General features: G+C 61.5%; 22 protein-coding genes. 14 read left to right on the plus strand and 8 right to left on the minus strand.

The features are described 5' to 3' along the window. The first annotated feature begins 67 nt into the window (after nt 1-67). Both HWQ56_RS11690 and hpxO read left to right on the plus strand, forming a co-directional pair. A complete protein-coding gene (locus HWQ56_RS11690) occupies nt 68-1,408 on the plus strand; it encodes a chloride channel protein (RefSeq protein WP_425331940.1) in 1,341 nt (446 codons plus the stop codon). 200 nt (nt 1,409-1,608) lie between these two features. Then, entirely contained in the window at nt 1,609-2,799 is a 1,191-nt protein-coding gene (hpxO, locus tag HWQ56_RS11695; RefSeq protein ID WP_176570576.1) for an FAD-dependent urate hydroxylase HpxO, read from the plus strand. A 21-nt stretch (nt 2,800-2,820) separates the two neighbouring features. Here hpxO and HWQ56_RS11700 read toward each other — a convergent pair whose 3' ends face one another. Continuing rightward, nucleotides 2,821-3,396: a helix-turn-helix domain-containing protein gene (locus HWQ56_RS11700; protein WP_158155401.1), complete on the minus strand. Its 576-nt coding sequence runs from the start codon at nt 3,394-3,396 to the stop codon at nt 2,821-2,823. Nucleotides 3,397-3,503: 107 nt separating this feature from the next. On the opposite strand from HWQ56_RS11700, the gene HWQ56_RS11705 reads away from it, so the two are divergent. The 3 genes from HWQ56_RS11705 to HWQ56_RS11715 all read left to right on the plus strand — a co-directional run bounded on the left by HWQ56_RS11705 (nt 3,504) and on the right by HWQ56_RS11715 (nt 8,202). After that, a complete protein-coding gene (locus tag HWQ56_RS11705; protein ID WP_176570577.1) occupies nt 3,504-4,409 on the plus strand; it encodes a DMT family transporter in 906 nt (301 codons plus the stop codon). 86 nt (nt 4,410-4,495) lie between these two features. Then, a complete protein-coding gene (potE, locus tag HWQ56_RS11710) occupies nt 4,496-5,920 on the plus strand; it encodes a putrescine-ornithine antiporter (RefSeq protein ID WP_176570578.1) in 1,425 nt (474 codons plus the stop codon). After that, nucleotides 5,917-8,202: an Orn/Lys/Arg family decarboxylase gene (locus HWQ56_RS11715; protein WP_176570579.1), complete on the plus strand. Its 2,286-nt coding sequence runs from the start codon at nt 5,917-5,919 to the stop codon at nt 8,200-8,202. The genes potE and HWQ56_RS11715 overlap by 4 nt, the downstream gene beginning before the upstream one ends. Nucleotides 8,203-8,246: 44 nt before the next feature. Here the strand turns inward: HWQ56_RS11715 and HWQ56_RS11720 are convergent, their stop codons facing one another. Continuing rightward, complete coding sequence (locus HWQ56_RS11720) at nt 8,247-8,753, minus strand: P-loop nucleotide/nucleoside kinase family protein (RefSeq protein WP_176570580.1); 507 nt, start codon at nt 8,751-8,753, stop codon at nt 8,247-8,249. 162 nt (nt 8,754-8,915) lie between these two features. On the opposite strand from HWQ56_RS11720, the gene HWQ56_RS11725 reads away from it, so the two are divergent. Then, nucleotides 8,916-9,575 (plus strand): M24 family metallopeptidase, encoded by a 660-nt coding sequence (locus tag HWQ56_RS11725; RefSeq protein WP_176570581.1) that lies wholly within the window; start codon nt 8,916-8,918, stop codon nt 9,573-9,575. Here the strand turns inward: HWQ56_RS11725 and HWQ56_RS11730 are convergent. Continuing rightward, nucleotides 9,572-10,423 carry a helix-turn-helix domain-containing protein gene (locus HWQ56_RS11730; RefSeq protein ID WP_245217841.1) on the minus strand — a complete coding sequence of 284 codons (852 nt, stop codon included), beginning with the start codon at nt 10,421-10,423 and terminating at the stop codon, nt 9,572-9,574. The genes HWQ56_RS11725 and HWQ56_RS11730 overlap by 4 nt on opposite strands. 237 nt (nt 10,424-10,660) lie before the next feature. On the opposite strand from HWQ56_RS11730, the gene HWQ56_RS11735 reads away from it, so the two are divergent. The 3 genes from HWQ56_RS11735 to HWQ56_RS11745 all read left to right on the plus strand — a co-directional run bounded on the left by HWQ56_RS11735 (nt 10,661) and on the right by HWQ56_RS11745 (nt 14,426). Next, nucleotides 10,661-12,136, plus strand: a complete 1,476-nt coding sequence (locus HWQ56_RS11735; protein ID WP_245217842.1) for an MFS transporter — start codon at nt 10,661-10,663, stop codon at nt 12,134-12,136. 428 nt (nt 12,137-12,564) lie between these two features. Next, nucleotides 12,565-13,311: a fimbrial biogenesis chaperone gene (locus HWQ56_RS11740; RefSeq protein ID WP_176570583.1), complete on the plus strand. Its 747-nt coding sequence runs from the start codon at nt 12,565-12,567 to the stop codon at nt 13,309-13,311. A 14-nt stretch (nt 13,312-13,325) separates the two neighbouring features. After that, nucleotides 13,326-14,426, plus strand: coding sequence for a fimbrial protein (locus HWQ56_RS11745; protein ID WP_176570584.1), 1,101 nt, complete (start codon nt 13,326-13,328; stop codon nt 14,424-14,426). A gap of 15 nt (nt 14,427-14,441) precedes the next feature. On the opposite strand, the gene HWQ56_RS11750 is transcribed toward HWQ56_RS11745, so the two are convergent. From HWQ56_RS11750 to HWQ56_RS11760, 3 genes are all read right to left on the minus strand, one after another. After that, entirely contained in the window at nt 14,442-15,716 is a 1,275-nt protein-coding gene (locus tag HWQ56_RS11750) for an NADH:flavin oxidoreductase/NADH oxidase family protein (RefSeq protein WP_176572390.1), read from the minus strand. Between the two features lie 124 nt (nt 15,717-15,840). Continuing rightward, nucleotides 15,841-16,311, minus strand: coding sequence for a MerR family transcriptional regulator (locus tag HWQ56_RS11755; RefSeq protein WP_176570585.1), 471 nt, complete (start codon nt 16,309-16,311; stop codon nt 15,841-15,843). Nucleotides 16,312-16,777: 466 nt separating this feature from the next. Further along, a complete protein-coding gene (locus HWQ56_RS11760; protein WP_176570586.1) occupies nt 16,778-17,332 on the minus strand; it encodes a GNAT family N-acetyltransferase in 555 nt (184 codons plus the stop codon). Nucleotides 17,333-17,535: 203 nt separating this feature from the next. Here HWQ56_RS11760 and HWQ56_RS11765 point away from each other — a divergent pair, with 203 nt between their 5' ends. Next, nucleotides 17,536-17,766, plus strand: coding sequence for a DUF6429 family protein (locus HWQ56_RS11765; RefSeq protein WP_176570587.1), 231 nt, complete (start codon nt 17,536-17,538; stop codon nt 17,764-17,766). A gap of 40 nt (nt 17,767-17,806) precedes the next feature. Here HWQ56_RS11765 and yfcF read toward each other — a convergent pair whose 3' ends face one another. Then, complete coding sequence (yfcF, locus tag HWQ56_RS11770; RefSeq protein WP_176572391.1) at nt 17,807-18,433, minus strand: glutathione transferase; 627 nt, start codon at nt 18,431-18,433, stop codon at nt 17,807-17,809. A 404-nt stretch (nt 18,434-18,837) separates the two neighbouring features. Between yfcF and tnpA the strand changes: the two genes are divergently transcribed. From tnpA to tnpC, 3 genes are read left to right on the plus strand one after another with little or no spacing between them, the layout of a single operon-like run. Then, the gene (gene tnpA / locus HWQ56_RS11775; RefSeq protein ID WP_176570588.1) at nt 18,838-19,155 is read left to right on the plus strand and encodes an IS66-like element accessory protein TnpA; all 318 of its coding nucleotides are present in this window, start codon (nt 18,838-18,840) and stop codon (nt 19,153-19,155) included. Continuing rightward, on the plus strand, nt 19,152-19,487 hold the full coding sequence (gene tnpB, locus HWQ56_RS29055; RefSeq protein ID WP_176570589.1) for an IS66 family insertion sequence element accessory protein TnpB: 336 nt from the start codon (nt 19,152-19,154) through the stop codon (nt 19,485-19,487). Before tnpA ends, tnpB begins: the two co-directional genes overlap by 4 nt. A 49-nt stretch (nt 19,488-19,536) precedes the next feature. Next, a complete protein-coding gene (gene tnpC / locus HWQ56_RS11785; RefSeq protein WP_176570590.1) occupies nt 19,537-21,063 on the plus strand; it encodes an IS66 family transposase in 1,527 nt (508 codons plus the stop codon). A gap of 262 nt (nt 21,064-21,325) precedes the next feature. Here tnpC and HWQ56_RS11790 read toward each other — a convergent pair whose 3' ends face one another. Further along, on the minus strand, nt 21,326-22,522 hold the full coding sequence (locus tag HWQ56_RS11790; protein WP_176570464.1) for an IS256 family transposase: 1,197 nt from the start codon (nt 22,520-22,522) through the stop codon (nt 21,326-21,328). Nucleotides 22,523-22,906: 384 nt separating this feature from the next. Here HWQ56_RS11790 and HWQ56_RS11795 point away from each other — a divergent pair, with 384 nt between their 5' ends. Continuing rightward, nucleotides 22,907-23,308: a hypothetical protein gene (locus HWQ56_RS11795; protein WP_176570591.1), complete on the plus strand. Its 402-nt coding sequence runs from the start codon at nt 22,907-22,909 to the stop codon at nt 23,306-23,308. The last annotated feature ends 35 nt before the right edge of the window (nt 23,309-23,343 follow it).

Genomic DNA, 23,343 nt, shown 5'->3' on the forward strand with positions numbered 1-23,343 from the left:
ATATTACGGGTAGGCAACGGTGCTGTATCAGCCATACTAGGCGCTTTCCTTTCAGCCAGGCGCATCGATGTCCAGCTTGCCCGAACCCGTCCCGTCTTCGTTGTCACCCATGCGCCGCGGCCGCAGGCTATTGCGTTCACGCTGGCGAGGCGGGCGCCAGCAGTTGGCGTTCTGGGTCGGAGCGCTGTTGGTAGGGCTGGTGGCGCTGGCCTTCGCCTGGCTGGCTGACCAGTCGTTCGCGCTGTTTCAACAGCTGCTCGGCAGCGCCGCCTGGCTGCCGCTGCTGATAACGCCCCTGGGGTTCGCCACGCTGGCCTGGGCGACACAGCGCTGGTTCGCGGGCGCCAAGGGCAGCGGTATTCCCCAGGTGATCGCGGCGCTGGAAACGCCATCAAGGGGGTTGCGCGCGCAGGTGCTGGCGCTGCCATTGGCGGCGGCGCGCCTGTGTCTCACCTTGGGCGCCTTGCTGGTGGGCGGCTCGGTAGGGCGTGAAGGGCCCACGGTGCACGTGGGGGCGGCCGTGTTGCATGCCTTCGGTACGCGCCTTGGCCTGCATGGCCGTCGCGCGGTGGCGGGGCTGATTCTGGCGGGGGGCGCGGCGGGCATCGCCGCGGCGTTCAACACGCCGCTAGCCGGCGTGGTGTTCGCCATCGAGGAATTGAGCCGCACGTTCGAGCAGCGCTTCAGTGGCCTGGTACTCACGGCCGTGCTGATTGGCGGTGCGGTAACCCTGGGGCTGATGGGCCACTATTCCTACTTCGGTGAGGTGGGTGGGCACTTGCCGGTGGGGTGGGGGTGGGGGGAGGTACCGGCGTGTGCGCTGCTGGGCGGTGTGCTGGGGGGCGTGTACGTGAAGCTGGTACTGCCTTCACGGCGTGGCTGGATCGGCCGCCTGTGCGCCCTGCGTGACCGCACTCCCGTGCGCTTCGCCGGTGCCTGCGGGCTGGTGCTGGCGCTGCTGGGACTGCCGTCCGGCAACCATGTGTTCGGTACCGGTTACCAGGAGACTCATGCGTTGCTGGAGGGCCAACCGGTAACCGACGGCGCCTTCCTGTTGTGGAAGTTTCTGGCCAATGTGGTGTCTTACCTGGCGGGTATTCCCGGGGGGCTGTTTTCGCCCTCGCTGAGCATCGGCGCCGCGTTCGCACCGCTGCTCGCCTGGTTGCCGGGCTTCAACCTGCAGACCTGTGCGCTGTTGGGGATGGGGGCCTATCTGGCGGGCGTGACCCGTTCACCCCTGACCGCTTCGGTGATCGTGCTGGAACTGTCACATAGCCCAGACCTTGCCATCCCCATGCTCGCGGCCAGTTTGATGGCGGCGGCGATTTCCGGCTGGATTGCGCCTGTGTCGCTGTACCACGCGCTGGCCCACCAGTTCCTCGACAGGCTCGCCCCGGCCAAGGCGTGACGACCCGCATTGGGGCGGGCGGGGTGTCGCTGCGCCGCAATGTTGCATTCTTGCGCTGGGCAATGGTTCGTTTTCTCCTCGCCCGGCTCTCGGTAAACCGCACCTGCCGGGCCCTGGCACGGGTTTCATGAAGCAAAGGGCAGGGCTGGCAAGCATTCTGCAATAGCTGACCAGTTGATCAGTTTTTAGAGTGCCTCGCCATGTCATTGCCTACTTCGTTTTCCCGTTCCCTGGATATTGTCATCATCGGTGCCGGCATTGGTGGTTTGTCCGCCGGCATCGCCTTGCAGCAAGGCGGCCATCGCGTACGCTTGTTTGACCGGGTAGCGGAATTGACCCCCGCAGGTGCTGCCATTTCGATCTGGCCCAACGGCGTCAACGTTCTTGAGAAACTCGGCCTGGGGGCGGCGATCAAGGCCGCCAGCGGCCAGATGACGTCCATGAGCTACAGCACCGCCGCGGGCGAACTCTTGACCCGTTTCAGTCTGCAGCCGCTGTACGACGCGGTCGACCAGCGTGCCTGCCCCATTGCCCGCACCGCCCTGCAGGCGATTCTGCTGCAGGCTTGTGGCCCTGAAAATGTCACCTTGGGCGTAACCTGCGAAGCCGTCGAAGCCTTGGCCGATGGGGTGCAGTTGCTGTTCTCGGATGGCCAGCGTATCGAGGCCGACCTGGTGGTGGCGGCTGACGGCACCCATTCGCAGTTGCGCAACCAGGTGGCGGGTGCGCCGGTGGCGCGGGAGTACTGCGGGTATGTCAATTGGAATGGCCGAATCAACGCTGCCGAAGACCTGGCGGCGGTCGAGGAGTGGACGCAGTTCGTGGGCGAGCACAAGCGCGTGTCGTTGATGCCCATGGGCAACGGGCAGTTGTATTTCTTCTTCGACGTGCCGCTGCCGGCCGGCACAGCGAACGTGCGGGATAGCTACCGTGATGAACTACGGGCCCATTTCCGCGGGTGGGCGCCGGCCGTGCAGCGGTTGATCGAGCGGCTCGACACCCGGATCGTCAGCCGCGTGGAAATCCACGACATGGCCCCCATTTCCAGCTTCGTCAACGGCCGCGTGGTGTTGCTGGGCGACGCCGCGCACCCCATGGCGCCGGACCTGGGGCAGGGTGGGTGCCAGGCCCTGGAAGATGCCTGGGCACTGGCGCGCTGCCTGGAGCGCGACGCCCCCGACCTGGCTGCCGCCCTGGCACGTTACGACGCGGCACGGGTCGAGCGTACGGCGCAGATCATGCAGCGTGCCCGCGCCCGAGCAGGGGTCACCCATGGGCATGACCCGCGCCAGACCGAAAACTGGTATCAGGAACTGGCCGAGGAAACCGGCGAGCGGGTGATTGCCGGGTTGGTCAAGACCGCGGTGGGGGGTGGTGAGTTGCTCGTGTAGTCAAGCTGCAACCGGCGTACATCAAGGTTGCTCGATCATCATCACCGCCATGGTGTCGGGCTCCAGTGCCTCGAACACGTGCGCCTCCTGGGCTGAGTAGCTCATGTAATCCCCCGCATTCAGCACTACCGGTGCCTGCGCCGGGCCGACCCTGGCCCGGCCGCTGCACAGCAGCACATGTTCGAGGGTGCCCGCCGGATGCGGCGGCGACAGTTTAGCCTGGCCGGGTTGCACCTTCAGGCGATACAGGTCGCGGCGCACGCCTGGCGGGCAGTCGGCCAGCAGCGTGGCGGCATAATGGCCGTTTTCGGCGCACGCCGTCTGCCCTTCGTTCGCGCGGATCACGCGCACTTGCTGCTGGGGCTGCTCGAAGAAACGCGTTACTGGCAGCCCCATGGCGACGGCCAGTGCCCACAGGGTTTCGATGCTCGGGTTGCCCAGCCCGGTCTCCAGTTGCGACAAGGTCGACTTGGCAATGCTCGCGCGCCTGGCCAGTTCGGTGACCGAGAGGTTGGCCAGCAGCCGCTCGCGCTTGATGGCCCTGGCGAGCAGGTCAATGGGGCGTGAAGGAGTGGCACTGTTCGTTATATCAGTCATTTGTTCGCCAAATAAGTCTAAAAGGATTGACGCCAGTGCGCTGAGTGATTCAGCATAACGGCCGATTGTTCATTATATCGGCCTGTCGTAGGCATAAGAAAGTGCGCATGCTCAACCCACACGGTCGCGGGGTGCTTGAGATGGCCACCGCCATGGTGATATCCGGCACAGTGGGCTGGTTTGTGTTGATGTCGGGGCAGTCAGCCACGGCCGTGGTGTTCTGGCGCTGCGTGTTCGGCGCCCTGGCCATGCTGGTGGCAGGCTGGCTGTCAGGCGTGTTCAAGCGGGGACGGGCTACCGGCCGGCAGTGGGTGTTGATGGGCCTGGGAGGGGTGGCCCTGGTGCTCAATTGGGTGCTGCTGTTCAGCGCCTACCACCACGCTACCCTGGCGGTTGCCACCGTGGTGTACCACACCCAACCGTTCATGCTGATGGCCTTGAGCGTGGTGCTGTTAGGGGAGCGCTTCTCTGTCGGCAAGAGCCTGTGGTTGCTACTCGCGTTCGCAGGCCTGGTGTTGATCGTGGTGGGGCAGGCGAGCGGCGCGGCGGCAGCCCCCGACTACCGGTACGGCGTCGCGCTGGCACTGGGGTCAGCGTTTTTCTACGCCCTGGCGGCGCTGATCGCCAAGCAACTGAGGCCCCTACCTGCCCACCTCATCGTGCTGGCCCAGATGGTGGTAGGGATGGTGATCCTGGCGCCGTTCACGGATTTCTCCGCCACCGCGCGGGCCCCAGGGCCGTGGGCCTGCCTGGTGATCATCGGTATGGTGCATACCGGGCTGATGTCCACGCTCTTGTACAGCGCTCTCCAGCGGATTCCGACTGCGATGGCGGGGGCGCTGTCGTTTATTTACCCGGTGGTCGCCATCCTGGTGGACTGGCTGGCGTTCTCGCACCCGTTGAGCTTGCCGCAATTGGTAGGGGCGGCCGTGATCCTGCTGGCGGCGGCGGGCATGAACGTTGATTGGGGTCAAGGACGCCGCGGTGCGAGCGCCCATAATGTTGTCAAATGAGGGGGGCTAATAATTCTCATTTTTTCTTGCTGTATTGCCGCCGTCTGCTAAGACTTTTTAGTCGATGTTTCCATGAGGTCAACGGAATGCCAGCCATAAAGAAAATGAGCGTCGTGCAGCTGACCATGCTGACCGCCGTGAATATGCTCGGTTCAGGCATCGTTTTATTACCCACGAAGTTAGCGGAAGTGGGTGGCATCTCGATTTTGTCCTGGTTGGTTACTGCCACGGGGTCGCTGGCCCTGGCCTACGCCTTCGCGCGCTGCGGCATGCTCAGCCGAAAGACCGGCGGCATGGGCGGTTACGCCGAATATACATTCGGCAAGGCGGGCAACTACATCACCAACTACACGTATGGCCTTTCGCTACTTATCGCCAATGTGGCCATTAGCATTACAGCGGTGGGTTATATCCAAACCCTGTTTGATATCAAGTTGGATTCCCTGCAAGTAGGCCTGGCAACTATCGCGTTGCTGTGGATTACCACGTTCGCTAACTTCGGGGGCGCAAGCATTACCGGCAAGATAGGCGCGGTCACGGTCTGGGGCGTGATTGCCCCGGTGGTGCTGGTATCAACCATCGGTTGGTTCTGGTTCGACAGCAGCACCTACGCCGCTGGCTGGAACCCCCACGACCGCAGTTGGTTCGACGCGGCTGGCGCTTCGGTAGCCATTACCTTGTGGGCATTCCTGGGCCTGGAATCGGCTTGCGCCAACGGCGACGCGGTGGAAAACCCCGAGAAGAACGTGCCCATCGCGGTATTGGGCGGCACCCTGGGCGCCGCGGTGATCTACATCGTGTCCACCAACGTCATCGCCGGCATCGTCGACAACGCTGCGTTGGTGTCGTCCACCGCGCCGTTCGGCCTGGTCTTCGCCAAGATGTTCAACCCGGCCATTGGCAACCTGGTGATGGGCCTGATGGTGCTGGCCTGCATCGGCTCGCTGCTGGGCTGGCAGTTCACGGTGGCCCAGGTGTTCAAGAGTTCGGCGGACACCGGCTATTTCCTGCCGATCTTCGCCAAGGCCAACAAGCATGGCGTGCCGATCATCAGCATGCTGATCCTGCTGGCGATCCAGACGGCCCTGGGCCTGTTGACCATCAGCCCGGACCTGTCCAAGCAGTTCGACACATTGGTGAACCTGGCGGTGGTGACCAATCTGGTGCCGTACATCCTCTCCATGGCCACGCTGATGACGCTGCAGAGCATCTCCAACGTGCCACCGGGCAAGGCCATGATCACCAATATCGTCGCGGGCATCGCCACGGCCTACAGCTACCTGGCGCTCTACAGCTCCGGGGCCCAGGCGCTGATGCTCGGCGGGGTGGCGACCATTGTCGGCTACACCCTGTTCGGCTTCGTCAACACCCGGCTGATCCGCCTGGAGGCGCTGAACAACAGCGTGCCGACCCAGACCGTGGCGGCCCAGCACATCGTCGGCCAGCTCATACCGGTCAATGACCTGAGCGCTGGCGCCACGCACAACCGCACACTGGAGGTGACCCCATGACCGAATACCGACACCTGCTGGGCATGCTGGCTTTGCTGGTCAGCCCGCCACCGGACAAGCGCAGTGTTTTTGGCCGTGCCCTGAACCAACTGATCAGCGACGTGGAAGAGCGCTCCATCAGCGTGCTGGTGTCCGAGACGCTCAGCGACGCTACGTCCATTCTCAGCACCGACCCGGCCATCCAGTGCGTGCTGCTGAGCTGGGAAATGGACACCAGCGAAGGCCACCAGGCCTGTATCGACCTGCTCACCGCGCTGCGCGAGCGCAATACGCGGGTGCCGGTGTTCCTGATCAGCGACCGCAGCACGGCATCCAGTGTGCCGCTGATCGTCATGCAGCATGCCGACGACTTCATCTGGCTGCCCGAGGACACCAGCCGCTTTCTCAGCGGGCGCATCCTGGCGGCCATCGAGCGTTATCGCCAGGCGGTGCTGCCGCCCATGTTCGGCGCCTTGCTCAAGTTTGCGCGCAGCTACGAGTATTCCTGGCACACGCCAGGCCACGCCGGTGGCACGGCATTCCTGAAAAGCACCGCGGGCCGGGCGTTCTACGAATTCTTCGGGGAAAACCTGCTGCGCTCGGACCTGTCCATCTCGGTGGGCGAGCTGGGGTCGCTGCTCGACCACAGTGGCCCCATCGGGCAGGGCGAACGGTATGCCGCCAAGGTGTTCGGCGCCCATCGTACCTACTACGTTACCAACGGCTCGTCGATGTCCAACCGGGTCATCCTGATGGCCAGCGTCACCCGTGACCAGATCGCCCTGTGCGACCGCAACTGCCACAAGTCCGCCGAACACGCCATGACCCTGTCCGGCGCCATTCCCACCTACCTGGTGCCGACCCGCAACCGCTACGGCATCATCGGTCCGATCTTGCCGCAGACCTTGAGTGCCGACGGGGTCAAGCGGGCCATTGCCGAAAACCCGTTGGTGCACAGCGGCATCGACCCCACGCCGGTACACGCCATCGTCACCAACTCTACCTACGATGGCCTGACCTACAACGTCACCCGGGTCGAAGACCTGCTGGGCCAAAGCGTCGACCGCCTGCACTTCGACGAAGCCTGGTACGGCTATGCCCGGTTCAACCCGTTGTACCGCGACCGTTTCGCCATGCACGGCAGCCCGGCCGACCATGACGCCTCGCGGCCGACGGTGTTCGCCACCCAGTCCACCCACAAACTGCTGGCAGCGCTGTCCCAGGCCTCGATGATCCATGTGCGTGATGGCCGCAACCCCATTCCCCATGGGCGTTTCAACGAGTCGTTCATGATGCACGCGTCGACCTCGCCCAACTACGCCATCATGGCCTCGTGCGACGTCAGTTCGGCGATGATGGAGCAGCCCACCGGGCAGATCCTCACCACGGAGTCCATCGAAGAAGCCATTGCGTTCCGCCAGGTCATCTCGCGCATGCACAGCGAGATGCTTGCCAGTGACGATTGGTTCTTCTCGTGCTGGCAGCCCCCGTCGGTCAAGGTCGGCGCGCTGGACGTGCCGTTCCACGAGGTGGACCCCGGCCTGCTCAAGACCGAGCCAAGCTGCTGGGTACTGCACCCCAATGCCGTGTGGCACGGTTTCGGCGACATTGAAGACGGCTACTGCATGCTGGACCCCATCAAGGTCTCGGTGCTGAGCCCGGGCATGGGCGACGATGGCAACCTGCTGGAGCACGGCATCCCCGCGTGCGTGCTGTCGGCGTATCTGGGGCGCCAAGGCATCGTGGTGGAGAAGACCACCGACTTCACCATCCTCTTCCTGTTTTCCATCGGCATCACCAAGGGCAAGTGGGGCACGCTGGTCAACGCCTTGCTGGACTTCAAGCGCGACTACGACAGCAACCTGGAATTGGAGCTGTGCCTGCCCGACCTGCTGGCCGCCAACCAGCAGCGCTATGCCGGCATGGGCCTCAAAGACCTGGCGGACGAGATCTTCGCCGCCATGAAACAGCACAAGACCACGGCGGCCATGGCGCAGGCTTTCGGCACCCTGCCCGAGGCGGTGTTCAGCCCGGTGCAGGCCTATGAAAAACTGGTGAAGAACGAAGTGGAGCTGATCACCCTGGAACAGGCCGCCGGGCGCATCGCGGCCACCGGGATCGTGCCGTACCCGCCAGGCATTCCCTTGCTGATGCCGGGTGAAAAGGCCGGGGCGATCGAGGGGCCGTTGTTGGCGTATCTTCGGGCCCTCGAAGCCTTTGACCGCTCCTTCCCAGGCTTCACCCACGACACCCATGGCATCGAGAATGTGGATGGGGTGTACCACCTGCTGGTACTGAAATAGCCGCCCCGGCGTCAGGGCGATGGCGGCGACACCCCGGGGTTGGGTCAATCCGCGCCGCGGAGTTGCCGGGTGATCATCGTCACGGCCTGCTCGGGGGTCAACTGCGCGGTGTCCAGGCAAAACGTCGCTTCGTCCCAGGCTTCATACTCATGGGCCAGCACCGACTGCCAGGTGGGCGGCGTAAGGCCGGGAATATCCCCCACCCTCGTTTCCACCCGGCGCTGATGTTCACGCCGGTTGGAGCACACCACCTGAATATTCAGCAAGTCCACGCCGGCCTGCGCGGCGACCTGGCGCCAGGCCTCTCGGCTTTCCAGGACAGGATTCACCCCATCCACCACAACCTGTCTGCCTAGCTGCAGATTGCTCAGCGCCAGCGCGTTGGCGACCTGGTAGCCGCTGCGCCCCACGCCCTGTGCGAGCACACCGGCGCTGCGAATCGCCTGCTCGATGGTGTCTATGCGCAGGTATACCGCGCCCGTGGCGGCGGCGAAGGATGTGGCAAGGGTGGTTTTTCCGGTGCCGGGCAGGCCGCTGAAGACGATTAGCATGGACGTCCTTGTTCCGTGGAAAGAGCAATGTTCCCGCTGCGGCAGTGCGAGCGGCGTAGGTGACGCGGCCAGGCCTTTCACGCTGCCGATAGCGGCTTCGCCTCTTTACGCTATATAGTTTGGCTTATAGCGATTTCGCTGAGGGAGACAGGAGAGAGTACCGTGAGCGCACAACCGAAGGAGGCCGTGGGGCCCGACTATAGCATCGACGCCATGCGCCACGCCCAGGCCATGACCTGGCGGGCCATCGAACAGCTGTCCCAGCGCATTGAGCCGGGCATGCTGGAGTCCCATACTTGCGCATTGGGCAAGCAGGTACTCAAGGACCTGGAGATGCAGCGGATCTGGCACCCGCTATTGGTGCGCTTCGGCGCCAACACCCTGAAGACCTTCAAGCAGCGCTCCGATGGTGACCCGGTGTTGGGTGAAAACGACATCTTCTTCATCGACATGGGCGCCGTGTGGCAAGGCCATGAGGGCGACGCCGGGGAAACCTTCGTCACCGGCGACGACCCGGCCATGGCTGCGTGTGCCCAGGCCGCCAAGACGCTGTTCCAGCGCGTAGAGGCGCAATGGCGCAGCCAGCGCATGGCCGGGCCTGATTTGTACCGGTATGCCCAGGAACACGCGCAAGCCATGGGCTGGACATTGAACCTGGACATCAAGGGCCACCGCGTCAGCGATTTTCCCCATGCGATTCACCGTGGCGGCGACCTGGGAGATTTCGAGCATTGCCCGAACGAAGGGCTGTGGATCCTGGAAATCCAGATCGCCCACCCGACGCTGCCCTACGGTGCATTCTATGAAGACCTGCTCGCCTAGGCGGCGCCCGTCAGCGCTTCCCGGCGTCCGAATTGCTTGCGGTAATCGCTGGGGCTGCTGTCCAGGTTGTTGCGGAAGTGATGGCGCAACGTAGCGGCGGTACCGAAACCGCATTGTTCGGCGATCAGCGACACGGATAGCGCGCTGGTCTCCAGCAGTGCCTTGGCGCGCTCCAGCCTGACCCCCAGCAGCCAATGGGCTGGCGTGGTGCCAGTGGCATCGTGGAAGCGGCGCAGGAAGGTACGACGGCTCATGTGGGTGGCGCGTGCCATCTGGTTGATATCGAGGCCATGGGTCGGGCTCGCCCGCAGCCTATCCAGCAGCGGCGCCAGGCTGTTGCCAGGCCGGGCGGTGACGGGCTGTTCCAGGTATTGCGCCTGACACCCCAGGCGGTGGGGCGGCGTCACCATCCGGCGCGCGGCGCGGTTGGCGGCCTCAGGGCCGAAGTCTCGACGGATCAGGTGCAGGCAGGCATCAAGGCCGGAAGCACACCCGGCCGACGTCAGGATATCGCCTTCGTCCACGTACAGCACCGACGCTTCGACCCGCACGCCCGGGTATGCCTTCGCCAGCGCCTCGTGATGGTGCCAGTGGGTGGTCGCGCGCTTGCCCGCCAGCAGGCCGGTTGCCGCCAGCACGAAAGTGCCGGCGCACAGGGTGAAAATGCGACAGCCCCGCTGGTTCGCCGCGCTCAGGGCGTCGAGCAGGGCGGTGGACACATCGCCGGCCAGGTCGCGCCAGCCAGGAATGACGATGGTGCCGGCTTGCTCCAGCAACTCAAGGCCGCCCTGCACGCCGATCTGCACCCCGCCAAACGCCCGCAGTGGGCCCGGCTCGGCTGCCGCCACGCGCAGGTAGCGGTTTTTTCAGCAATGGGTCATCGCGACCGAAGGCTTCGATGGTGGTGCCGAATTCGAAGGTGCACAGCTGGTCGTAGGCCAGCACCACGAGGTTTCGATTGAAGGGCAGGGGGGCAGCAAGGTCTTTTGGCATGAAATTGACGATACCTGGCCTGTGTGCCGATTTCCACAGATCCGTGCACGCCTGATCATCGCCGCACTTATTGAACCATGGAAAGGTGCCACATGAAAGATTCCACCAAGGCGCTGGCGGCGGTGTGCCTGGCAGCGATGATGTTCGGCCTGGAAATCTCCAGTATCCCGGTGATATTGCCCACCCTTGAAACGGACCTGCACAGCGTGTTCAGTGACCTGCAATGGGTCATGAACGCCTACACGCTGGCGTGCACCAGCGTGTTGATGGCCGTGGGTACGCTGGTGGACCGCTATGGGCGCAAGATGCTGTTCATCTTCAGCGTCGCGGTGTTCGGCCTGGCGTCATTGGGGTGTGGCATGGCGAACAGCAGCGCGTGGCTGATCTTCGCGCGTGCGGTGCAGGGTGCCAGCGGCGGGGCCATGCTGGTCTGCCAGATCTCCATCCTGTCCCGGCAGTTCACCCAGGCACGTGAGCGCGGCAGAGCGTTCGCATTGTGGGGCGTTGTGTTTGGTGCCGGCCTGGGCCTGGGGCCGATCATGGGCACGGGCCTCCTCGCGCTGGCCGGTTGGCCATGGGTTTTCCTGATCCATGTGCCTATCGCCGCGCTGGCCTGCGCCCTGGCCGCGGGCGGGGTGCACGCTTCGAGCGAGGTGCAGGCTGGCAAGCTGGGCAGCCTGGGAATCCTGCTGCTGGCCTCGGCGGTGTTCGGTTTTAGCTACGTGATCATCCAAGGCCCGCAACCCGACATGTCGAGCCTGCAAGCAGGCGGCATCCTGGCGTTGAGCCTGGTCGCGTTCGTGGCCTTCGTGGTATCGCAGAAGCGCAGCCATCAGCCGATGATGGATTTTTCGGTGTTCCGTATACGAGGTTTCACGGGCGCACTGCTGGGGTCGGCCGGCATGAATTTCAGCTTTTGGCCGTTGATGATCTACCTGCCTCTCTATGTGCAGGCGGGGATGGGGTTGGACAAAGGCAAGGCGGGGGCGTTGTTGCTGGCGTATACCCTGCCGACACTGTTCGTGCCGCCGCTGGCCGAGCGCCTGGCGCTGAAACTGCACCCAGGGGTGATGATTCCCGCCGGGTTGCTGGTGATAGGAACAGGCCTGCTAGTGATGTGTGTTGCCATCGGCTACCCCGGGATGTTGCTGCCGGGCATGGTGGCTGGCTGCATGCTGGCGGGCACCGGGCTGGGCCTTACCAATACACCGGTGACCAATACCAGTACCGGTTCCGTACCCCCGGCCCGGGCGGGCATGGCGTCGGGCATGGACATGAGCGCGCGAATGACCTCGCTGGCCATCAACATTGCGGTCATGGGGTGGATACTGGTGCAGGGGATCAGCGCCGCACTGTCCGGGCTGCGCGAGGGTGTCGCGTTGCAGGCTGCGGCACAGGCAGTGGCGGCCGGCAAGCAGGTAGTGCCGGTGGGCGCCTTCCATGCGGCGCTCGACCTTGGGTTCAGTTGGGTCCTGATGTATGGCGTGGCCAGTGTCTGCGTGGCGGCGGTGGCGAGTTTCTGGGTGTTCAGGCCGTGGGGCGAGAGGGCGGTTGTCGGAACGGCGTGAGGGGGCGCTCACGTTCTTCCGGATTGCAGGTCGGCTGTGGGCGCGGGCAGCGCGCAATTGCGCATGGCCTGTAGCAGCGGACCAGGCCGCGTCGGGGTGAATGCGGTTTGCCTGATACCGCGCGGTGTTCGTGACGCGGCCAGGTCCGCTGCTACAGATCGTCTCTCGGCCTGGTGAAGACGGGCAACGTGCTTCGCGTACCGCCGTCCATTTTTCAGATTTATCTCAAAGACAGTCATCGCCACGCCCCGGCACAATCGTCCGGATAACCCACGCCGTTGGAGCGTATCTGCAACGCACAGGCCAGTTCGTATTGGCGCTGCGCACGGCGCGGTTAAAGCGGCTGGGTGAACAGCCCGGTCAATGATCAACTTGGCGATGACTGAGACCTGCCCATGCGCCCTGTCGCGTGGAGGGTGCAAACGACTATGACTATTCGAACGTGTATTTTGCTTTTCGGTTGCCTGGCGGGTTGTTTGCTCGGCGTGGACGCGCGGGCAAACATTGTCCTGGGAGGAACCCGCATCATCTATCCGCAAGGGGAGCGGGAGGTCACCATCGCTCTCTCCAATAAAGGATCGGCACCGGCGCTGGTGCAGTCCTGGATGGATGACGGGGCTGCGCATTCAACGCCGGAAAACAGTTCGGCACCCTTTCTGATAATGCCCCCTATCACGCGAATCGAAGCGCAGGCCTCGCAGACATTGCGCATTTTGTTCAACGGCACCCCATTGCCGACGACGCGCGAGTCGCTGTTCTGGCTCAATGTATTGGAAATTCCCCCCGTGTCTGCTGAAGCCAGGGAAAAGAACAATCTGTTACTTGCCATTCAGAGCAGGATAAAAGTGTTCTATCGGCCTGCTTCTGTGAGCGGCTCATTGCATGAAGCCGCCGAATCGCTCAAGTGGGCGTGGGTCAAGGACGGTGCCCAATGGCAGCTGCGGTGCACCAATACATCGCCGTTTTATGTTTCGTTCGCGCAATTGAGCACCTTGAAGGCGGGCCAGACCCTGGTCAACGGGGATGGCACCCAGATGGTTGAACCTGGGGGTGAAATCATATTCAAGCTGACCCCCGCGGCGCATTCGATTGCCGGCCTCAAGGAAGGTCAGGTGCGCTTTGAGTACATCAACGACTACGGTGCCCTGAAACAAGTTGACGCTCTCGTCCAATGAACGCGTGGACCACCATGATAAAACGTTCCATACCGGCTGTTCACCGGGCAGCTCAGGTTGTCGCCATCCGCGCTGCCTGGGAGCAGTGGCTGGGGAGCCTGCGCACGCTCACCTGCCTCGTGCTCCTGCTCCTGTTTTCAACTTCCGCGTCCGCGGTATGCGGGATGATGCCCAACTACAGCGAGGGCGCGACCATCAATATCGACATGGGCCGTATAACCGTACCCGCCAACGCCACGATCGGGCAGGCATTCTACAAAAAGGAATTCCCCATCACTGGCAACTTTTTCGCCATCGTGGCCTGTGCGCCGGGTGACGCTACCCAGTGGCGAGTCACCATGGGGGCTGCCACCACCCTTGCAAATGTCTACACCACCAATATCGCGGGCATTGGCATGAGGACCAGTTGGGTACCCGGCGCATCCGCTGCACCGTTATATGCCGGGGACAGCACCGTCTGGAGACTCGGCATGCCTAACGTCAGCGGCAATTCAAATTCACTGGCGGTCAATGTGGGGGGTACCGTGGTAGTGGAACTGGTCAAGCTCACCAGCCAGGACAAGGTCGGGTCGGGCACGCTGGCGGGTGGCACCTACACACAAAACGTGGCGCAAAGTACTTACCCCTTCAATACCGGTGTATTTCTGTCGACACGCATTGCCGGTGGCGGCAGCGAGATTGTCCCGGAAACCGGGACCTGTTCGGTCAGCGATCTGACCGTGACCATGGCTCCGGCGTCGCTCGGTCAGTTTCACGGTGTCGGCAGTTCCAGCGGCGACACGGCGTTCCCGATCGTCTTTACCTGCTCAGGTGCCAATGGCGCGGTTGTCATGACGATCAATGGCGATAAGGTGATGTCGGACGGTAGTCTGGGGCTGGTCAAACCGCAAAGTGGCGCGAATAACGCCTCCTGTATCGCGCTGCAGATCATTGACGGCGACACCGGCAACCCGGTTGTCCTGGGTGCGAAAAGCCAAGTAGGGTCAGTGCTGAATAACGCTACCACGTTCAACCTTCCTTACCACGTTCGCTATTACCAGAGTGAGGGTGGCGCCAATTGCGTAGCCCCTGGCCTGGTCAAGGGCACTGCGACGGTCACGGTCAGTTATCAATAGTTCGCTTTTGACATCTCAGCTCAGCACGGTCATGAGCGGCGTCTTTTTCAAACCGTGGTGATGCGGATACTCTGCTGCCCATCGCCGATACTGGCGGGTGCGCAAGGCCATGGACAGCTGTTGCAGGATCAGCGCGCGCAACGGTGAAACGTTCGGGTCGGGCTTTCTGGCCCGACTGAGTTTGCGCAGTTGAGCCTTGACCACTGCCATGTTTGCCAAAGAGGCGAGGGCTTTGTTTTTCCAGGTAATAGGCGGCACCTGCGGGGCATTGTCCTGGCCTTGCAGCCAGTCACGGGGCAAGTACGGGTCGATGGCCAATGCCGTTCCAATGCCCACCATGTCCACGCCACTTTGCACGACGCTTTCGGCTACGCGGCGGCGACGTACGCCGCCGGTGACCATCACCGGCAGGGTGGCGACGGTCTGGATGTCACGCGCGAACTCGACGAAATAGGCTTCGCGCGCCAGCGTGCGGCCATCGCGTGCCTCACCCTGCATGGCGGGTGCTTCGTAACTGCCGCCCGATAGTTCGACCAGATCAACGCCGAGGCCGTCCAATAGCGCGACTACTTTTTTCGCATCGTCGGCGGTGAAGCCTCCGCGCTGAAAATCGGCGGAGTTGAGTTTCACGGCGACGGCAAAGCCTGGAGAAACCACCGCCCTGACGGCCTTGACGATCTCGAGCAGCAACCGGGCACGGTTCGCCAGGGAACCGCCCCACTCATCCGTTCTCTGGTTGGTCAGCGGCGAAAGGAACTGACTCAACAGATAACCGTGTGCGGCATGAATCTCGACACCGGTGAACCCGGCGGCTTCGCCGAGGCGTGCCGTGTTGGCAAAGCGTTGGATGACCTCTTCAATGACGGCAGGGGGCATCGCGTGGGGTGTGGCGAAACGCTTGGACAAGGTTCCCAGATCCAGCGGTACGGCCGACGGTGCCCAGGTTTTTTGCCCAAGGTTGGCCTGCATCTGCCGACCCGGGTGGTTGATCTGCAACCAGAACTGCGCTCCGCCGGAGCGACCAATACGTGCCCAGCGCTTGAACTTGGCCAATTGCTGATCGTCCTGCAGCACCACCCCACCAGGCCCGGTCATGGCACGGCCGTCGACCATCACGTTGCCGGTGATGATCAGGCCGGCACCACCGTCGGCCCACGCTTGGTAGAGACGCATCAGTGCTTCGGAGGGCGCCTGGTCGGCATCCGCCATGTTCTCTTCCATGGCGGCTTTGGCGATGCGGTTCTTGATGGTCGAACCGTTGGGCAGCATCAAAGGGGCGAACACAGACATGGAGCAGTCCTCAACTGGAGATGAGGCTACCTTAAGATTGAAGTCAGCTTTAAGGTCAACACCTTTTGCGCGGCAGATGCCTTCCGCCGGTCTGGTCGGCCCGCGCTGAAACCTGTCTCGTCGGTCAGGCTCGGGGACGGGCGCTCTTCTTTGCAGGCGCTGCCGGCGGTCTAGCTGATAGATGAATAACACTGTCTTCGCGCAGACGGTTGATCACTCGTTGTGCGTTGTCCTCACATGCCATGCCGTCAGGCTTGCCCTCGATGCCGTCGATGACCAGCAGAAGCTGCGCTTTGTTCTGCGCCAGCCGCCGCTGGAGAACGTCGATCTCCTCGACCTTTTGCTTGAGTCCGTTGAGCAGCTCTTCGTGCTGCCATCCGCCGGCCCTCATGGGCATCAATTGCCGGATTTCCTCCAATGAGAAACCGGCCGCCTGAGCGCCGACGATGAGTTGCAGAACCCACTCGGTATTGGGGGCGTAGTCCCTGTAGCCATTGGCTTTGCGCTCGACCGATGTGATCAGCCCGCTTGCTTCGTAAAAGCGGATACGCGAAGGCGCCAACCCGCTTATTTTCGCCAGTTCACCTATACGCATATGTCACCCTGAAAAGCTGTTGACCTTGAAGTTGACTTTAACCCTATCGGCCTTGTGCAGCCAGGTTATGGCAGCTGCGTGTGGGAGGCCTTCGGGCCTGCCGGTCGTGACCGGTTCGCTAACCCACGCGCAGCTACCACCCACCATCTTTCGCTCCGTGGCAGCGCTTCCGAACAGGAGCCCTTGCGATGGACGCCTACACCGCTACGCTGTTCTTCCGCCACAACCGTCCGCTGCGTGCCTTGATGATCGAGGCCAGTGCTGGTTTTGCCTTCATGACCTGGCACGCCTGTTGGCCATTCCCTATCCCGAGCGCCTGGTGCGCCGACTGGATGCTGACCAGCACCGCGAGCAACGGGTGGACTGGCGCGATGAGCCGTGGATCAGGCTGCGGGACATGCCGCGGGAGCAGGCGCCGGGCAGGGGGAGGTGGTGGGCTTTATGGCGGTGATGCGTGGAGATCAGCTCAAGCGTCAACTTGTGCGGCAAGCCACTCGCTTCGCGTCATCTCCCATACCTCGACCTGCATGGGCCTCGAGACGAAATGCCCGTCCCGTACTCCGATCATGCGCATGCCTTCATGCTGGGAGACCTTGCGCGAAGCATGGTTGGCGACTGCCTTGGGAACCTGCATCACGGGGCGCGCCAGGGTGTCGAACCAATAGGCATTGATCACCTTGCAGGCTTCGCGCATGTAGCCATTCCCCTGAAACTGCGGGGCGAGCCAGAAACCTCTGTTGTTGCCCGGCTGGTCATACAGGCTGATGCTGCCGATGCAGCGTTCAGGGTGGGCGCGTGTACGAATCATCCAATGCCATTCCCGCCCTGCGGCCATGGCGGGGAGTGCTACGTCGCGAACGTAAACCAGCGCACCTTCCTGCGGATAGGGCCACGGCACCCGGCGGTCCAGGTATCGGACCACCTCCCACTGGGGAAATAGCTGCTGTATGGCCGCTGCATCCGTCAGCTGAAGGGGGGTGAGCAGCAGGCGGTCGGTGTGCAGTGTCGGGGGGCAATCCATGGCATGAAATCCCTGTGCCGGGTGTGGGCAGGTATGATCGGTACTTTCTCAAACCAGTGGCCAGGGTATCAAGTGATGGTTTCGGCCAATTATCACTGTTTCGCCAAGGGTTGGCGTCGAAGAAAACGGGCTAGGGTATATACGAGCGCCGTGGCAATGTGTCAGGTCGGCAGGCCGGTTGCGCACAAAGAGGAACAACCTTTATGAAGTACGACGATACGTTGATTGAAGAAGCGGTCCTTGCCCTCTTGGCGGCTTTCAGCACGGACGAGGGAAACGCCTGGAAGGGGTTCGACTTTGGGGTCATGAACCGATTGCACGAGCAAGGTTTCATCCAGAACCCGGTGGGCAAGCAGAAGTCGATCTGGTTGACGGCGGAGGGCCAGGCGCGCGGCCGTCAGCTCGCCGGCCGGTTATTCAGGGCGCCTACTTGATGCGGTCAACGCCGGGGTTGAGTGGGGCCAGTGCCTGGATTCAAAGCGGCGGACGGGAAAGTGTGACCCACGCCTGCACGCTGGGACGCTGCCACTGCCGTCGCGCGTATTCCACCAGGCCCGCGGGCACAGCATCGCCATTGAATATCAACCGGTTGAGCATCAGCGCCAGATCAACATCGGCTATCGACCACCGGCCAAACAGATATTCCGCGTTGCCCTCTAGTAATGCCCGTGCGGCCCTGAACAATTTATCGGCGCACGCACGGGCGGACGACGACAAGGGGCTGGATTGCACGCCGTAGAACACCCCGAGCGTGGAGCGCTCCTGGCGAATGGGTAACAGGTCGCTGCGAATCCATGCTTGGACCTGCCGCGCTTTTGCCAGCAGCCGGAGATCTGTTGGATAGAGGGGTGCCTGAGGATAAGCGCTCTCGAGATACTCCGTGATCGCTGACGATTCGGACAAGGCAAAGTCGCCGTGCACCAAGGCCGGGACCCTTTGGGTTTGCGAGAGCAGTGTGTAGGCGTCTGCCTGATTTTCGAGCGCCTGTAGGTCGACGGTGGTCATCATGAAGTCGATACCTTTCTCCTTCAGTGCAACAAAGGCCGACATGGCGTAGGGGCTGGTGAATTGCGAATCTACGTATAAATGCATGCGGTCCATGAACTGATCTCCTGAGGCAGAAGACAGTACGCTATGGGATTGGAGAGCGAGAGTGAAATGGATGATTTTCATGGGGGTATTCCTGGGCGGAATACGCGTGGTCGCGAGCGCGTGTTGATCCCAGACGCGCTTGTACGCTGCTATCAGCCCTACTGGTTAGGAGAAGGTTTTTGGCCGAGAACAGTCGTTGGTCTGAGGTAGCGTCCGATGACTTGTCAGCGCTATACGGCGAGTTAATCGGATGATCCCAGCATTCTGGGGTGCTATAGCGCCGAACGCCAAGTCGCATGAACGGCGTGTCGTTGGTAAGCGGCCAGCAAACACACCTTCAAAAAGCCAGAATTAAGGGCAATGGTGTCCGCCTATTTTAAGCGGACGCGATCACCCTTATCGCTAGGATTTCCATGCGCCAACGAAGCTCTTACCCCAAACCCTTTAAAGCCCAGGTCGTTCAGGAATGTCTGCAACCCGGCGCCTCAGTTTCCAGCGTCGCCATCAGCCACGGCATCAATGCCAACGTAATCCGCAAGTGGTTGCCGATTTACGGCGATAAACCCGTCGCGGCACTTCCCGCGTTTGTGCCGCTGCAACCGATGCCTAAACGGCACGCTGATGAAGCGGTAGTTATCGCATTGCCGCTGGGCGAAAAATCCATCACGGTCAAATGGCCCATCTCCGACCCGGACGGCTGCGCACGCTTCATTCGCAGCCTCTCGCAATGATACGCATCGACGCCATCTGGCTCGCGACCGCGCCCATGGACATGCGCGCTGGTACCGAGACTGCGCTGGCCCGCGTGGTGGCGGTGTTCGGTGCGGCAAAGCCGCACAGCGCTTATCTGTTTGCCAACCGCCGCGCCAACCGGATGAAGGTGCTGGTGCATGATGGCGTGGGCATCTGGCTTGCCGCACGCCGGTTGAACCAAGGCAAGTTTCACTGGCCTGGCACTCATCGCGGCCTGGAAGTCGAACTCGACGCTGAACAACTGCACGCGCTGGTGCTCGGTTTGGCATGGCAGCGTGTAGGTGTGAACGGCGTGATTACGGTGGTTTAGTCCTGCCTTTGAGCTGTGTCGGATGAGTTGCGTTGGTAAAATCCACGGCATGACTTCCTTGCCCAATCTCGACCAAATGACACCCGACCAACTGCGCGCATTCGCTGCGCAGTTGCTGTCGAAGGTCGACACTATGGGTCGAAAGATCCATCGTGACGAGACGATCATCGAACAGCTCTCTCACGAAATTGCCATCCTCAAACGCCACAAGTTCGCCAAACGCAGCGAGCAGATCAGCCCAGCTCAAGGCAGTTTGCTGGATGACCTGCTCAACACCGATCTTGGGGCCATCGAGGCAGAACTGGACGCGCTTCGTCCTGCCCCGACGCCAGACGAAACCCGCCCAAAGCCCAAGCGCGCGCCGCTGCCGCCGCAGTTCCCACGTACCGTCATTCGTCACGAGCCAGAGAACACCCAGTGCGCTTGCGGCTGCCAGCTTCAGCGCATCGGCGAAGACGTCAGCGAAAAGCTGGATTACACACCGGGCGTGTTCACCGTTGAGCAGCATGTACGTGGCAAGTGGGCCTGCCGCCAGTGCGAAACGCTGATCCAGGCGCCGGTGCCCGCCCAAGTCATCGACAAGGGCATCCCTACTGCCGGTCTGCTGGCCCATGTGATGGTGGCCAAGTTCTCCGACCATTTACCGCTGTACCGGCAGGAAAAGATCTTTGGCCGTGCAGGCCTGGCGATCCCGCGCTCAACACTGGCTCAGTGGGTGGGCCAAACTGGCGTGCAACTCCAGCCACTGGTGGATGCACTGCGGGAAGTCGTACTCGACCAGCGAGTCTTGCATGCCGATGAAACGCCGGTGCAGATGCTGGCCCCCGGCGAGAAGAAAACGCACCGAGCATATGTCTGGGCTTATTGCACCACGCCGTTCTCGGTACTGAAGGCGGTGGTCTACGACTTCAGCCCCAGCCGCGCTGGCGAACATGCACGTAACTTCCTTGGCACGTGGAACGGCAAGCTGGTCTGCGATGACTTCGCGGGCTACAAGGCCAGCTTCGAGCTGGGCATCACCGAAATCGGCTGCATGGCCCACGCTCGCCGCAAGTTCTTTGACCTGCATGTGGCAAACAAAAGCCAGTTGGCCGAACAGGCACTGCACTCAATCGGCGGCCTGTACGAGATCGAGCGGCAAGCCAAAGAAATGAACGATGAAGACCGCCGGCGATTACGTCAGGAAATAGCGGTTCCCGTCGCAGCAAAGTTGCATGAATGGATGCTGGCTCAACGCGAGCTTGTGCCAGAAGGCTCGGCGATGGCCAAGGCCTTGGACTACAGCCTGAAACGCTGGGTAGCGCTGACGCGCTACCTGGGTGATGGTGCCGTGCCCATCGACAACAACCCTGTCGAGAACACGATCAGGCCTTGGGCGCTTGGGCGCTCCAATTGGTTGTTCGCCGGGTCCCTGCGCAGCGGCAAACGAGCGGCCGCGATCATGAGTTTGATCCAGTCGGCACGCATGAATGGGCATGATCCGTATGCTTATCTCAAAGATGTGCTGACGCGGTTGCCGACGCAGAAAGCCAGTGAGATTGAGCATCTGCTGCCGCATCAATGGATGCCGGACTGACTTACTCAGCCTGAGTTTGGCAGCCTGCCCCATCCATTTCTGGCGGGGCTTCTGGTCAATGCTTCTGTTCTAAGCGCGCATCGCCCTATGGCCCGCCAAAGGCAGTCATCAAGGGGCGCATCATGCTAACGAGATTTGTAGGGGTCATTGATTGATAATCTGGAGATTTGAGCGCTGTGTCAATAACCGAAAATGCAAACTGGCGGATCGTGTCCCAGGAAGTGGTGTAACTCATCAAGGCTTGAGCCACTGAGTTTGCCGTTTAGTTGATCACGGCCGACAGCTTGGCCTGTGGATTATCGCTGACCGCCTCGAAGGCCTCCAACTGCATGTAGCGCCTTTGCAGGCACCACTCGTCGTTCTGTTCCAGCAGCATCGCCCCGACTAGGCGAGTGATGGCTGGATCGTTCGGGAAGATACCCACGACCTCGGTGCGGCGCTTGATTTCAGCATTTAACCGTTCCAACGGATTAGTACTGTGCAGCTGCTGCCGGTGCGCCTTGGGGAAGGCCATGTGCGCCAGCACTTCATCCTCGCAGCCATCCATAAGCGTCGCGATCTTTGGGTATTTCTCACGTAACTGGTCAGCTACCAGGCGCCATTGCTGGTGGCATTCCTGACGGCTGTCCTGGGCAAACACCGTGCGAAGTAGCGCCGCCACCATCGTCCGCTGACCCTTGCCGACGTGGGCCATGGCATTGCGCATGAAATGCACGCGGCAGCGCTGCCAAGTCGCATGGAATACCTTGGAAACTGCGGCCTTGAGCCCTTCGTGAGCATCAGAGATGACCAGCTTCACGCCTCGGAGCCCACGCCGCATCAGGCTTCGCAGGAAGTCTGTCCAGAACGGCTCGGCTTCCGAAGGCCCAACCCTCATGCCCAGTACTTCACGGCCGCCGTTGGTGTTCACAGCCACGGCGATTATGACGGCGACCGACACGATACGGCCGGCCTCCCTGACCTTGACGTAGGTGGCGTCGATCCATAGGTAAGGCCAGTCGCCCTCAAGCGGGCGATCAAGGAAGGCGTGTACGCGCTCATCGATCTCGCCGGCCAGCCGTGACACTTGGCTTTTTGAGATGCCGGACATCCCCATCGCCTTGACCAGCTCGTCCACTGAGCGCGTCGAGACGCCCTGGATGTACGCCTCCTGGATCACCGCTGCCATGGCTTTTTCGGCAGTACGCCGTGGTTCCAGAAAGCCTGGAAAGTAGCTGCCTTGGCGCAGCTTGGGGATCTTCAGATCAACATCGCCGGCGCGGGTTTGCCAGAGGCGATCACGGTAGCCGTTGCGGCTGTTTAGCCTGTCAGGACTTTTGACATCGAACCCGGCACCGCACAGGCTCTCGACGTCGAATTCCATCATGCGCTGGGCAACGAACTGGATCATTTGCTTGAGCAGATCAGCATCTGCCCCTTTCTCAACCAACTCGGTCAATGCGATAGTAGGTTTGGTCATCGTGGTTTCCCTGGTGAGTGTTAGGTCTTCGCAAACTCAACGTTAGCCAAAAACCACGATGACCAACCTCTTTCGCCCGCAGGGCGCCTTCGATTGGTTTAGTTACACCACTTCCTGGGACACGATCAACTGGCGAGTCGCTCTTTCGTGATCTGATCGTATTTAGACCATTTGCTTTGTCCAGACGACTTCACCAGACGCTTACTGTCGTTGAAATTTTTTAAGCCCCTTGCAGGCGCCTGTTGATGCGCGTATTAAGCATGATGCTTGTGACTCATTCGAAGCGTAGGGGAAGGCTGGGTGTATTTTTGTTATTCCAGATTGTTGAGGGTTTTATCGCCTCAAATTCTAAGCGTATGGGGATTCTTGTTTCTCGCGGCGTTAGTGGCTTCATTTGCAGGCGTTGAAGCGGGCGATGCTCCCTTGGAGAGAGCAGAGGGACGCGCTGTCAGTTTTATTTTTGCTCGTGGTGGGGATTTCAGGCTATTGCTTCAGTCGAGAGGTGGCTACAAAGAGCTTAAATTTTCCCAGTATCGCAGTGAGCTCGTGGGAGGGGTTGATGCTCACAAAAATAAGGATGTGGTCGTGGAATATTATGGTGAGTACATCGCAAATTGTTGGGAAGGACAGATCCAGTTTTGCTTTGCAAAGTGTGGAGACGATGCTCGATGCAAAACTGAGCGATACAATCATGAAGCTCAAGCTCTAAGGTGGTTTTGTGTATTTAATATCATTGCTTTCTGTTTTATTTTTATCTGGTCGGCCTTTTTTATGGAAGATTCTTAATGGCTCTATCGGACCGTGCGGAGTCAGAGCAGAAC

The organism is Pseudomonas eucalypticola, from assembly GCF_013374995.1.
Lineage (GTDB): Bacteria > Pseudomonadota > Gammaproteobacteria > Pseudomonadales > Pseudomonadaceae > Aquipseudomonas > Aquipseudomonas eucalypticola.